10 protein-coding genes are annotated in these 12,211 nt (G+C 67.9%); 8 read left to right on the top strand and 2 right to left on the bottom strand.

The genetic code is table 11. The features are described 5' to 3' along the window. The 7 genes from DBR23_RS17000 to DBR23_RS16970 form a co-directional block, all read left to right on the top strand. Window positions 1-647 (top strand): RtcB family protein (locus DBR23_RS17000; protein WP_146191355.1); only part of this gene is annotated, 647 nt, incomplete at its 5' end. Then, window positions 644-1,705: an RNA 3'-terminal phosphate cyclase gene (rtcA, locus tag DBR23_RS16995; protein WP_199227731.1), complete on the top strand. Its 1,062-nt coding sequence runs from the start codon at window positions 644-646 to the stop codon at window positions 1,703-1,705. The genes DBR23_RS17000 and rtcA, both read left to right, overlap by 4 nt. A gap of 125 nt (window positions 1,706-1,830) precedes the next feature. Continuing rightward, window positions 1,831-2,748: a cysteine synthase A gene (cysK, locus tag DBR23_RS16990; RefSeq protein ID WP_056059308.1), complete on the top strand. Its 918-nt coding sequence runs from the start codon at window positions 1,831-1,833 to the stop codon at window positions 2,746-2,748. 187 nt (window positions 2,749-2,935) lie between these two features. Continuing rightward, window positions 2,936-3,709 (top strand): endonuclease/exonuclease/phosphatase family protein, encoded by a 774-nt coding sequence (locus tag DBR23_RS16985; protein ID WP_056059311.1) that lies wholly within the window; start codon window positions 2,936-2,938, stop codon window positions 3,707-3,709. Beyond that, entirely contained in the window at window positions 3,706-4,932 is a 1,227-nt protein-coding gene (gene clsB / locus DBR23_RS16980; protein ID WP_108499026.1) for a cardiolipin synthase ClsB, read from the top strand. Before DBR23_RS16985 ends, clsB begins: the two co-directional genes overlap by 4 nt. A gap of 17 nt (window positions 4,933-4,949) precedes the next feature. Next, complete coding sequence (locus DBR23_RS16975) at window positions 4,950-6,020, top strand: lysylphosphatidylglycerol synthase domain-containing protein (RefSeq protein WP_108499025.1); 1,071 nt, start codon at window positions 4,950-4,952, stop codon at window positions 6,018-6,020. A 186-nt stretch (window positions 6,021-6,206) separates the two neighbouring features. After that, window positions 6,207-7,925, top strand: a complete 1,719-nt coding sequence (locus DBR23_RS16970; protein ID WP_108499024.1) for an NAD(P)/FAD-dependent oxidoreductase — start codon at window positions 6,207-6,209, stop codon at window positions 7,923-7,925. Window positions 7,926-7,959: 34 nt separating this feature from the next. Here DBR23_RS16970 and DBR23_RS16965 read toward each other — a convergent pair whose 3' ends face one another. Then, a complete protein-coding gene (locus DBR23_RS16965; RefSeq protein ID WP_108499023.1) occupies window positions 7,960-9,303 on the bottom strand; it encodes an amidohydrolase in 1,344 nt (447 codons plus the stop codon). A 122-nt stretch (window positions 9,304-9,425) separates the two neighbouring features. On the opposite strand from DBR23_RS16965, the gene DBR23_RS16960 reads away from it, so the two are divergent. Next, window positions 9,426-10,490 (top strand): GlxA family transcriptional regulator, encoded by a 1,065-nt coding sequence (locus DBR23_RS16960; protein ID WP_108499028.1) that lies wholly within the window; start codon window positions 9,426-9,428, stop codon window positions 10,488-10,490. A 19-nt stretch (window positions 10,491-10,509) separates the two neighbouring features. Here DBR23_RS16960 and DBR23_RS16955 read toward each other — a convergent pair whose 3' ends face one another. After that, window positions 10,510-12,084, bottom strand: coding sequence for a methyl-accepting chemotaxis protein (locus DBR23_RS16955; protein ID WP_108499022.1), 1,575 nt, complete (start codon window positions 12,082-12,084; stop codon window positions 10,510-10,512). Between the last annotated feature and the right edge of the window lie 127 nt (window positions 12,085-12,211).

Raw genomic sequence — 12,211 nt, 5'->3', positions numbered from 1 at the left:
GGGTGGGGAACGCCATCGGCACCCACTTCATCGAGCTGGCCAAGAAGGACGCCGAGATGAACCAGCGCAACCTGCCGGACAAGGACCTGGCGTACTTCGAAGAAGGCGCGCAGTACTTCGGCGACTACGTGAAGGCCGTGGGGTGGGCGCAGAAATTCGCCGCCGCCAACCGCGAGGTGATGATGGGCCGCGTGATTGCCGCGCTGCGCCAAGTCATCACCAAGCCGTTCGAGACGCACATTGAGGCGGTGAACTGCCACCACAACTACGTGCAGCGCGAGACGCACTTCGGGCAAGACGTGTTCGTGACCCGCAAGGGCGCGGTGAGTGCCGAGCAAGGCAAGCTGGGGATCATCCCTGGGAGCATGGGGGCCAAGAGCTTCATCGTGCGCGGAAAAGGCAACCCTGAGAGCTTCAACAGCTGCAGCCACGGCGCAGGCCGCACCATGAGCCGCACCAAGGCCAAGAAGCTGTTCACCGTGGAAGACCAGATCAAGGCGACCGAAGGCGTGGAATGCCGAAAGGATGCGGATGTCATTGACGAGATTCCGATGGCGTACAAGAACATCGACGCGGTGATGGCGGCGCAGGAAGACCTGGTGGAGGTGGTGTACACGCTAAAGCAAGTCGTGTGCGTGAAGGGATGAACGTGCAGCAACTGGACTTAGACGGCTCCACCGGCGAAGGCGGCGGCCAGATCCTGCGCACCGGCCTTGCCCTGTCCATGGTCACCGGCCGCCCACTGCACATCACGCGCATCCGTGCGGGGCGGCCCAAGCCGGGGCTGATGCGCCAGCACCTGGCCTGCGTGCAAGCGGCGGTGGCCGTGTGCGGCGGGCAGGCCCAAGGCGCGGAGCTGAATTCGCAAACGCTGGTGTTCACACCCGGCGTAGTGCGTGCGGGCGACTACCGTTTTCAGATTGCCACCGCAGGCAGTTGCCTGCTGGTGCTGCAGACGGTGCTGCCCGCGCTGATGCTGGCCGACGGGCTGAGCAAGGTCGAGTTGGCGGGTGGCACGCACAACCCGATGGCGCCGCCGTTTGATTTTCTGGAACGCGCCTTTGCGCCGCTGGTGCGGCGGCTGGGTGTGGGGCTGGAGCTGCAATTGCAGCGGCGGGGCTTCTACCCCGCCGGGGGCGGCGAGCTGGTGGCGCACATCGTGCCCGCCACCACGCAGCCGCTGGCGCCGGTGGATGTGCTAGAGCGCGGCCCGCTGCAAAACGGCTGGGGCGAGGCACTGGCACCCGGCCTGGCGCGCAACATTGCTACGCGGGAGCTGGAGGCGCTGGGCCAGCGCATGGGTTGGACGTTCGAGGCCGGCCAACTGCGCCAGCCATCCACACGCCAGAACGAGGGCCCGGGCAATGCGCTGATCGCCACGCTGGAGTATGCGCAGGTGACCGAGGTGTTTTGCCAGTTGGGCGAGCGCAGTCTGACGGCCGAGCAGGTGGCCAAGCGGCTGGTGGACGAAGTGCGCGCCTACCAGCGCAGCACCGGCGCGCTGGGCCCGCACCTGGCGGACCAGTGGATGCTGCCGCTGGCCCTGTCTGTGTGGCGCAGTGGGCACGCCGCGCGCTACACCTGCACCAAGGTAACGCAGCACACGGTTACCAATGCGCAGACCATCGCGCTAGGCTTGCCGGTTCAGGTTCAGATCAGCCCCTCAGAGGATGCAATGCACGTTGAGATATCTCCCGTGCCCTGAAGGGCCAGCGCGGCATGGACCCATACCCTGGCTATATCCATATGACCAGGGCCGTAGAACAAGTGGTTCAGAATGCGCACCACACCCCTTCCCTTTGACCCATCCGACACCTCACAGGAGACGCCATGAAAGTTGACAACATTCTTCAGACCATTGGCAACACGCCCCACGTGCGCATCAACCGCCTGTTCGGCCCTGGCGCCAATGTGTGGGTGAAGTCGGAGCGCAGCAACCCCGGCGGCTCCATCAAGGACCGCATTGCGCTGGCGATGGTGGAAGACGCGGAAAAGTCCGGCGCCCTGAAGCCCGGCGGCACCATCATCGAGCCCACCAGCGGCAACACCGGCATTGGCCTGGCGCTGGTGGCGGCCGTCAAGGGCTACAAGCTCGTCCTCGTGATGCCCGACAGCATGAGCATCGAACGCCGCCGCCTGATGCTGGCCTATGGCGCGCAGTTCGACCTGACTCCGCGCGAAAAAGGCATGAAGGGCGCCATCGCCCGCGCGCAAGAGCTGCAGGCGCAGACGCCTGGCTCGTGGATTCCGCAGCAGTTCGAGAACCCCGCCAACATCGACATCCATGTGCGCACCACGGCGCAGGAGATCCTGGCAGATTTCCCCGACGGCATTGATGTGCTGATCACGGGGGTGGGCACCGGTGGTCACATCACGGGCGTGGCGCGGGTGCTCAAAGCCAAGTTCCCCCAACTCAAGGTGTTTGCGGTGGAGCCCACGGCCTCGCCGGTGATCTCGGGCGGCGCACCGTCGCCCCACCCCATCCAGGGCATTGGCGCGGGGTTCATCCCCAAGAACCTCGACACCAGCCTGCTCGACGGCGTGATCCAGGTCGATGCCGAACCGGCCCGCGAATACGCCCGCCGCTCTGCGCGCGAAGAGGGCATCCTGGTGGGCATCTCGTCCGGCGCCACCTTGGCCGCCATTGCCCAGAAGCTGCCCGAGCTGCCCGCAGGCGCCAAGGTGCTGGGCTTCAACTACGACACGGGCGAGCGCTACCTGTCGGTGGAAGGTTTCCTGCCGGCCTGATGGCCGCTGGCACGCAGCGCACTCACACCAGGGCCCTTCGGGGCCCATTTTTTTTGGGCTGCGCAGCACAAAGCCACGGCCAGCCGTCCTACAGCGGCGGGGCACGCAGGCCAGAACAATCAGTGTTCGCACCGGCCCACCTCTGCGGTGATTTCGCCGGAGCCCCTCCCAACGATTGCAACTGCCCATGGCCCCGAACTCCGCGACAGACTCCCAGCCTATTGCGTTCAAGGTGCTCACCGTGAACGTGCACAAGGGCTTCACCACCTTCAACCGGCGCTTCATGCTGCACGAGCTGCGCGAGGCCGTGCGGGGCGTGGCGGCCGACCTGGTGTTCTTGCAGGAGGTGCTGGGCACGCACCACCGGCACGCCAGCCGGTTCGCCAACTTTCCGCAGGTGCCGCACTACGAGTTTCTGGCCGACACAATCTGGTCGCAATACGCCTACGGCCGCAATGCGGTGTATGACAACGGCGACCACGGCAATGCGCTGTTGTCCAAGTTTCCGATCACGCACTACGAGAACCACGACATCTCGGTGAGCGGGCCCGAACGGCGCGGCATGCTGCACTGCATGCTGCAGCCCCCCGGGCACCACCTGCCGGTGCATGCCGTATGTGTGCACCTGGGCCTGCAGGAGTCGCACCGGCAGCACCAGCTGCGCCGCGTGTGCGACCTGGTCAACAGCTTTCCCGCCCACGAGCCCGTGGTGCTGGCGGGCGACTTCAACGACTGGCGCCACCGTGCCCACCGGGTGCTTCAGCACGAGGCGGGATTGCAGGAAGTGTTTGTGCAGGCCTTTGGCCGGGCGGTGCGCACGTTTCCGGCGGCCATGCCGCTGCTGGCGCTGGACCGCATTTATGTGCGCAACGCGACGGTTCACTCGCCACTGGCATTGCCCAAGAAACCCTGGGACAAGCTCTCGGACCATGCGCCCCTGGCTGCGGAGATCCTGCTATGAAACGCCCTACCTTCCGCGCGCCACGCTCGTCCCGCTGGGTGCCCGGCAACCATTTCGAGTTGCTCGAAAACGGCGAGGAGTTCTTTCCCCGCGTGTTCCAGGCCATTGCCGAAGCCCGGCGCGAGGTGATGCTGGAAACCTTCATCCTGTTCGAGGACAAGATCGGCCAGCAGCTGCACGCCGCTTTACTGGCGGCCGCCCGGCGGGGCGTGGAGGTGCATGTGCTGGTGGACGGCTTTGGCTCGCCCGATCTGTCGGACCAGTTTGTCGGCAGCCTGGTGGAGGCCGGCGTGCACTTTCGCATCTTTGACCCGGGCCGCCGTTTCCTGGGCCAGCGGCTGAACCTGCTGCGCCGCATGCATCGCAAGATCGTGGTGGTGGACGGACACCTGGGGTTCATTGGTGGCATCAACTACTCGGCCGACCATGTGGCCGACTTTGGCCCCGAAGCCAAGCAGGACTATGCCGTGCAGGTGCGCGGCCCCATCGTGGCGCAGATGCACCACTTCACCCGCGAGGCCGTGCTCAGCCGCCAGGACCGCAAGCGCCACCAGGCCGCAGGCATCACCGGGCGCCCGCACGCGGGCACGGCCCATGCCATGTTCGTGACACGCGACAACCAGCAGCACACCAACGACATCGAGCGCCACTACCGCGTGGCCCTGCGCGCAGCGCGCAGCCGGGTGGTGATTGCCAACGCCTACTTCTTCCCGGGTTACCGGTTCATCCGCGAGATGCGGCGCGCCGCGAAACGGGGGGTGGATGTGCGCATCATCCTGCAAGGCCAGCCCGACATGCCCATCGTCAAGACGGCAGCCAGCCTGCTGTACGACCACCTGCAGCGCGCAGGCGTGCGGGTGTACGAATACTGCGACCGCCCGCTGCACGGCAAGGTGGCGCTGGTGGACGAGGACTGGTCCACCGTGGGCTCCAGCAACCTTGACCCGCTGAGCCTGTCGCTGAACCTCGAGGCCAACGTGATCATCCAGGACCGCGCGTTCAACGCCCATCTGCACCGCCGCCTGTCGCACCTCATGGAGCACAGCTGCAAGCAGGTGGAAGCCACAGCCCCCAGCCGCTGGAACGGCCTGCGCCTGCTGCGCAGCTATGCGGTGTTCCACTTGCTGCGCTGGTTCCCCGCATGGGCGGGCTGGCTGCCCCGGCACGAGCCCCACATCACGCTCGCCAACCCAGGGGCGGATGCGGCAGAGCCCGCCACCTGAACTGGCAGGCGCCCACCATGGCCATCCCCACGCTGCACGCGGACACCCAGGCGGGCGGCGCCACCGACGCCCTGCAGGCGCCATCCCGCAGAAGCAGCAACCGCAACACCCCCAGCGGCTGGCGGCGTTGGCCGCAGCAAGCCTGGTGGCCCTGGCTCACCCGGGGGCTCGCCCTCGCCTTCTTTGCGGTGGTGGCCGGGCTGATTTTTCGGCAGGCACGCACGGTGGACTGGCCCGCCGTGCTGCAGGCGCTGCGCGACCTGCCCACCACCGCACTGGCGCTGGGCGGCGCGCTGGCGCTGCTGAGCCACTTCACCTACGGTAGCTTTGACTGGGTGGGGCGCCATTGCAGCGGCCACCGCCTGACGCGCGGCACCACGCTGGCGATTGCCATGACGAGCTATCCGTTCACGCTCAACCTGGGCTCGCTGATTGGCGGCGTGGGCGTGCGCTACCGCCTGTACGACCGGCGCGGTGTGGACCCCGGCACCATCGGCCAGGTGGTGGGCACCAGCATCGTGACCAACTGGGTGGGCTACCTGATGCTGGCAGGCGTGCTGTCATGGTTGTGGCAGCCACCGGCAGTGGCCGGGTGGACGGTAGCGCCCTGGCAATGGCACTTGGGCGGCACGGTACTGGGCGGCCTGCCGCTGGCCTACCTGGCACTGTGCGCGGTGCGCAGGGGCCGCGCGCTCACGCTGCGCGGCCACGCGTTTCCGCTGCCGCACTGGCCCGTGGCACTGTGGCAAATCGCGGCATCGGCCACCAACTGGATGCTGATGGGCGCCGCACTGTGGACGGTGCTGCAACACCAGGTGGCCTACCCCGCCGCCCTGGCCACAGTGCTGCTGGGCGCCGTGGCCGGGCTGGTGCTGCGCGTGCCTGCGGGCCTGGGTGTGCTGGAGGCCGTGGGCGTGGCGCTGCTGGCCACCGACGCATTGGGGCAAGAACAGGTGCTGGCGGCACTGCTGGCCTACCGGGCGCTGTACTACTTTGGGCCGTTGGTGCTGGCCGCCGTGGCACTGGGTGTGGCCGAGCTGCGCTGGCGCCAGGGGCCTGCGCAAGGCATGCAGCGCACTCTGCAGTGAGAATTTCAGCCAAAAGTGCCAGATGCGCTAGTGCATATTGGCCTTGTTGCTATCATTTTTGCATAGCCTTGCCGCCCGATACCCCGGTGACTCGGTCCGACAGGGGTTCCGCCCGCTGCGCGGACCCCGTATCATCCCGGCCCCACGCCATTGCTTTTCGCCCGATCGACACGGGCCCGCAAGACCATGATCCGACTCTCCGAAATCCGGCTGCCGTTCACCGTGGCCGAAGCCCCCGAGGCGCCCCTGCGCGCCGCTGCCGCCCAAATCCTGGGCCTGGCTGACGCCGACATTGCCCACCTGCACGTCTTCAAGCGCAGCTTTGACGCACGCAAGGTGGATCTGCTGGCGGTCTACATCGTGGACATCACGCTGGCCCAGCCCGAACGCGAAGCTGCGCTGCTCGCAAAGTTTGCTGGCAACCCACACATCCAGCCCACGCCCGACATGGCCTGGCACCCCGTGGGCCAGGCGCCTGCCGACCTGCCCTTGCGCCCGGTAGTGGTGGGCTTTGGCCCCTGCGGCATCTTTGCTGCGCTGGTGCTGGCGCAGATGGGCTTCAAGCCCATCGTGCTGGAGCGCGGCAAGACCGTGCGCGAACGTACCAAGGACACCTGGGGCCTGTGGCGCAAGCGTGAGCTGCACGCCGAAAGCAACGTGCAGTTTGGCGAGGGCGGCGCCGGTACGTTCAGCGACGGCAAGCTCTACAGCCAGATCAAGGACCCGCGCCACCTGGGCCGCAAGGTGATGAACGAGTTCGTCAAAGCCGGTGCGCCCGAAGAAATCCTGTATGTCGCCCACCCGCACATCGGTACCTTCAAGCTGGTGAAGGTGGTGGAAAACCTGCGCGAACAGATCATTGCGCTGGGCGGCGAGATCCGCTTTGAGCAGCGCGTGACGGACGTGATCATCGAAGGCACAGGCGGTGCGCGCCACCTGCGCGGCCTGAAAGTGCTCAACCAGGCCACGGGCGAGACGACTGAGCTGCGCGCCGACCACGTGGTGATGGCGCTGGGCCACAGCTCGCGCGACACCTTTGCCATGCTGTACCAGCGTGGCGTGGCCATGGAGGCCAAGCCGTTCTCCATCGGCTTTCGCATCGAGCACCCGCAGGGCGTGATCGACCGCGCGCGCTGGGGCCGCCACGCAGGCCACCCGCTGCTGGGCGCAGCCGACTACAAGCTGGTGCACCACGCCGCCAATGGCCGCGCGGTGTACAGCTTCTGCATGTGCCCCGGCGGCACGGTGGTGGCCGCTACCAGCGAGCCCCACCGCGTGGTGACCAACGGCATGAGCCAGTATTCACGCAACGAGCGCAATGCCAACGCGGGCATGGTGGTGGGCATCGACCCCCGCGATTACCCGCAGGACGCGCAGGCGTTTGAAACCCACCTGGGCCAGACCTACGGCGTGGAGGCCCTGCCCGCCGGGCAGTTCCACCCCCTGTCGGGCAGCGTGCTGCAGCGCCAGCTCGAATCGAATGCGTTTGTGCTGGGCGGCCGTGACTACAGCGCACCGGGCCAACTGGTGGGCGAGTTCATTGCGGGCAAGCCTTCGACCCAGCTGGGCAGCGTGGAGCCCTCGTACAAGCCCGGCGTGGCGCTGGGCGATTTGCACGCCGCCCTGCCCGGCTATGCCATCGAGGCCCTGCGCGAGTCGCTGCCCGTGTTCGGCCGCAAGATCAAGGGCTTTGACATGCACGACGCGGTGCTGACGGGCGTGGAGACGCGTACCTCGTCGCCGCTCAAGATCGGGCGAGGCGAGAACCTGCAAAGCCTGAACACGCCGGGCCTGTACCCGGCGGGCGAAGGCGCCAGCTACGCGGGCGGCATTCTGTCCGCCGGCGTGGATGGCATCAAAGTCGGCGAGGCCGTGGCCCGCAGCCTGCTGGGCGCTGCCGGCTGACCTGCCTCCTGGCGGTGCCGGCCCGTGGCACCGCTTACTTGCGCTGCAAAAAGTCCACGGCCAGCGCCGCCAGCGAGCGGGCGCCCACGGGCAACTGGTCTTCGTCGATGTCGAACAGCGCAGAGTGGTTGGGCGGGGCCTTGGCAAAATCCTTGCCCTTGGGTGGCGCCCCCAGGAAGTAGAAGAAGCCCGGCACGACCTTCTGGAACTCCGAGAAGTCCTCCGACCCTGCCACCTTCGGGATCACCATGGTCTTGCCGCCCATGGCCAGGTTCAGCGCGGGCAGCGAGGCCTGCGTGAGCGGCGCGGGGTTGGTGGTCACGGGGTAGGCCACGGGGCCAAAACGCACGCTGGCCTTGGCACCGCTGGCGGCGGCAATCGACTCGGCCGTGGTGGTGATGCGCTTGAGCGCTTCCTGGCGCATGTCTTCGTCAAAGGTGCGCAGCGTGCCCATCATCTCCACCTTGTCGGGGATGATGTTGTAGCGGGTGCCGCCCTGGATCTGGCCGATGGTGACCACCGCCGGCTCCTGGCTGATATTGAGCTGGCGGCTCACCACGGTCTGCCGGCCCATCACCACCTGGCTGGCGGCCACGATGGGGTCGATAGTGGCCCAGGGCGAAGAGCCATGGCCGCCACGCCCTTCCACATGGATGGTGATGTTGTCAGACCCGGCCATCAGCGGGCCGCTGCGGTAGCCCACCACGCCGCCAGGCAGGTTGGAGGTGATGTGCAGCCCGTAGATGGCCTGCACGTCCTTGAGCGCACCGGCTTCGATCATGGCCTTGGCGCCGAAGCTGGGCACCTTGCCGTTGGCGTCGGGCTCCACGGGCGCGCCCTCTTCGGCGGGCTGGAAGATGAACTTGATCGTGCCCGGCAGCTGCGCCTTCATGCCCGCCAGCACCTCAGCCGCGCCCATCAGCATGGCGGTGTGGGCGTCATGGCCACAGGCGTGCATCACGGGCACTTCCTTGCCCAGGTAGTTGGCCTTGGCTTTGCTCGCAAACGGCAGGCCGGTGTTCTCGGGCACGGGCAGGGCATCCATGTCAGCGCGCAGGGCCACCACCTTGCCGGGCAGGCCCCCCTTGAGCGTGCCCACCACGCCGGTGCCGCCCACGCCGGTCTGCACGTCCATGCCCAGCTTCTTCAGATGCTCGGCCACGAGCTTGGCCGTGCGCACTTCCTGGCCCGAGAGTTCGGGGTGGGCATGGATGTCGCGGCGCCAGTTGACCATCTTGGGCGCCAAGGCCGTCACGGCGGCATCGATGGCCTGCAGGCCGGCGGCGTCCAGGGCCTGGGCCTGGGCGGACGATGCGAACGTCAGCCCGCTGAGAAGCAGGCCGGTGGCCAGCGAGATGGCAGAGAGGGGTTTGTGCATGAGACAGATCCGTGCAGGAAGTGAAAACAAAAGGGAACGCGGCAAAAAACGCACGTTCATGCTAAGAGCCCACCCCACGCTGCAGACAAGCGAAAATGGCCATCCAAAGAGCCAATATCGCCATGCCCCGTTCTTCTGTCCCCTCTGCGACGGCGCCGGTTTTTCGCATCGACATCCCGCTGCTGCCCGAATCGGCGGTGGGCAACGCACTGCAGTTCATCGACCTCTTGCGCAGCGCCAATCTGCTGGCCGGCTTGCGGGGCGGCGCTGGCTCGCCCCGCCTGGCCTGGCGGCTGCTGGACGCCCAAGGCCAGCCGCTGGCGCACCAGCCGGGCCCGCTGGCGGCCTACACGCAGCCCACGGCGGCACCTGCCGAGGGGCCGGCATTCGCCTGGTTCATTCCCTCCTTCCACGCCGCCGACATCCCCGCCATCCGCAGCGTGGCGTCGCGCCACCGCGCCCTCTCGCGCCAGATCGGCATTGCGCTGGATGCCGGGCACAAGGTGCTCACCGTCGGCAACGGTGCCTGGCTGGCGGCGCAGAGCGGGCGCCTGCAGGGCCGCCGCTGCGGCCTGCCGTGGTTCTACCTGGCCGGGTTTGAGCGCGACTTTCCCGACAGCGACCTCGATGCAGGCCACGACCTGATCGATGACGGCCCCTGGCTCAGCTGTGCGCTGCCCCACAGTCTGGGAGAAATGGCCATCGCCCTGGTGCGCCACGCACTGGGCGACGCGCTGGCCCAGACCTGTGCCAGCGTGCTGCGGCCCGACCACGAACGCGCCCGGGCTGCGCTGCAGGCCAACGCGCAGCAACACATCCCAGCGACGCGCGACAGCACCCTGGCCCGCGCCATGGCCTGGATGGAGACCCATCTGGACGAGCCCTATTCGCTGGCCCGGCTGGCCGAGGCGGCGGCGGTGAGCCCGCGCACTTTGCTGCGGCACTTTCAGCTGGAGCTGTCGCAGTCGCCGCTGGACCACCTGCACAGCCTGCGCTGCGCACGCGCCAAGGTGCTGCTGGAGGTGACGCTGGAGAGTGTGCCCAGCATTGCCACGGCCTGCGGCTATGCCGACCCGGCGGCGTTCCGGCGCATCTTTGTGCGCTACACCGGCATGGCACCGGCCGAGTACCGCAAGCGCCATGCACTGCGCGCGCCGCGCAGGCGCTGGCGGGTGGATCTGACGTGAAAGCCCGGTGTTCTCTCGCCTAGCGAGGCAGCGCGTTGCCCGAAGGCAGGCGAAACGCCTCCACCAGCTCGGCCAGCTGCTGCGCCTGCACCCGCAGGCCTTGTGCGGCGGCGGAGGATTCCTCCACCAGCGCGGCGTTCTGCTGCGTCATCTGGTCGAGCTGCGAGACCGCCTCGCCCACCTGGCTCAGGCCCGTGGTCTGCTCGCGCGCCGCAGTGCTGATCTCGCCAATGATGGTGGCCACCTGCTGCACCGAGTTCACGATCTCGCCCATGGTGCCGCCTGCCGCGTGGACCAGCTGGGTGCCTTCGTCCACCTGCCGCACGCTGTCGCTGATCAGGCCCCCGATCTCCTTGGCCGCCGTGGCGGAACGCTGCGCCAGGCTGCGCACTTCGCTCGCCACCACCGCAAAGCCACGGCCCTGCTCACCGGCACGGGCTGCCTCCACGGCCGCATTCAGCGCGAGGATGTTGGTCTGGAAGGCAATGCCATCGATCACGCTGGTGATGTCGGCAATGCGGCGCGACGACAGCGCAATGCCGTCCATGGTGCCCACCACGCGGTCCACCGCCTCGCGCCCGCGCTGGGCCACGCTGCTGGCGCCAGTGGCCAGGGTGCTGGCCTGCGCAGCCGCGTCGGCGCTGTGGCGCACGGTGGCCAGCAGCTCCTCCATGCTGGCGGCGATCTCTTCGAGGTTGGAGGCCGTCTGCTCGGTGCGGGCCGACAGGTCGCTGTTGCCTGCCGCGATCTCGCTGCTGGCACCGGCCACCGAGGTGCTGGCCTGGCGCATGCCCACCACGAGTTCGGCCAGCCGTGCCTGCATGCCGCCCAGGCGCGCCAGCAGGGCCTGCAGTTCGTCGCGGTTGCCCGCCTGCGGCTCGGGCACGGGGGAGGTGAGATCGCCTTCGGCAATGCGGTCGGTCACCTCGGACGCATGGGCCAGGGGCTGCAGGATGGAGCGCGACAGCAGCCAGGCACAGGCCAGGCTCAGCAGCAAGCCCACCAACGAGCCCGCCGCCAGCAGCGTGATGCCCTGGCTTTCGCTGCGGGCGGCAGCGGCACGCGCTTCGGCCACACGCTGGCGCTGGTATTCGGCCAGCTTGTCCACGGATGCGGCGTAGGCGTCTGCCGCAGGACGCAGCTGCTTGGCAATGGCGTCGGGCGGCAAGGCCTCGCCCGCCTTGCGGCGCTTGACGAGGTCGTCCCGCACCGTGCGAAAACCGTTGCCCGCCTTGTCAATGGCATCGAACAACGCCTGGGATTCCGGGTCTGCCGCCAGCTCGTCCAGGCGCTTGCGGACTTCGGACGAGCGGGCCGAGGTGGTCTTGCGGTCGGCGTCGATGCGCGCCGCGTAGGCGGGGTTGTTGTCGATCTCCAGCAGCGTTTCGGCGCGGGCGGAGCTGAGCACCACGATGGCGTGCAGCTCCCGCGCCAGCAGCGCGCGCTCGGACGACGCACCGCCCAGGTCGTCCGCAATGTCCTGCAGCCCGGCCAGCCGCCAGATGCCTACCGCCGCCGACAGGGACATGACGAGGCAGACCACACCAAAAGCCAGGGCCAGGCGGACAGCAACACGTGCGTGGGAGATGGACATGGGAGGCTCTCGTGAGGGTGAATGGGGCAACGCGGGACAGCCGCTGGAGGTGGCAGGCGTTGGGAATGTATCGACAAAAGGTTACAAGTCCTTGAGCCGCCCCACAACAGGCCACACCCTGCCGGAG

It is taken from the genome of Acidovorax sp. HMWF018 (assembly GCF_003061035.1).
In the GTDB taxonomy this organism is placed as follows: domain Bacteria; phylum Pseudomonadota; class Gammaproteobacteria; order Burkholderiales; family Burkholderiaceae_C; genus Acidovorax; species Acidovorax delafieldii.
Note: the sequence above shows the minus strand (reverse complement) of the source record. Positions and strands in the feature narration are given on the sequence as shown.

Coding starts and splice junctions, on each gene's coding strand:
- rtcA (WP_199227731.1), top strand. CDS start 644: ATGAACGTGCAGCAACTGGACTTAGACGGCTCCACCGGCGAAGGCGGC.
- cysK (WP_056059308.1), top strand. CDS start 1,831: ATGAAAGTTGACAACATTCTTCAGACCATTGGCAACACGCCCCACGTG.
- DBR23_RS16985 (WP_056059311.1), top strand. CDS start 2,936: ATGGCCCCGAACTCCGCGACAGACTCCCAGCCTATTGCGTTCAAGGTG.
- clsB (WP_108499026.1), top strand. CDS start 3,706: ATGAAACGCCCTACCTTCCGCGCGCCACGCTCGTCCCGCTGGGTGCCC.
- DBR23_RS16975 (WP_108499025.1), top strand. CDS start 4,950: ATGGCCATCCCCACGCTGCACGCGGACACCCAGGCGGGCGGCGCCACC.
- DBR23_RS16970 (WP_108499024.1), top strand. CDS start 6,207: ATGATCCGACTCTCCGAAATCCGGCTGCCGTTCACCGTGGCCGAAGCC.
- DBR23_RS16965 (WP_108499023.1), bottom strand. CDS start 9,303: ATGCACAAACCCCTCTCTGCCATCTCGCTGGCCACCGGCCTGCTTCTC.
- DBR23_RS16960 (WP_108499028.1), top strand. CDS start 9,426: ATGCCCCGTTCTTCTGTCCCCTCTGCGACGGCGCCGGTTTTTCGCATC.
- DBR23_RS16955 (WP_108499022.1), bottom strand. CDS start 12,084: ATGTCCATCTCCCACGCACGTGTTGCTGTCCGCCTGGCCCTGGCTTTT.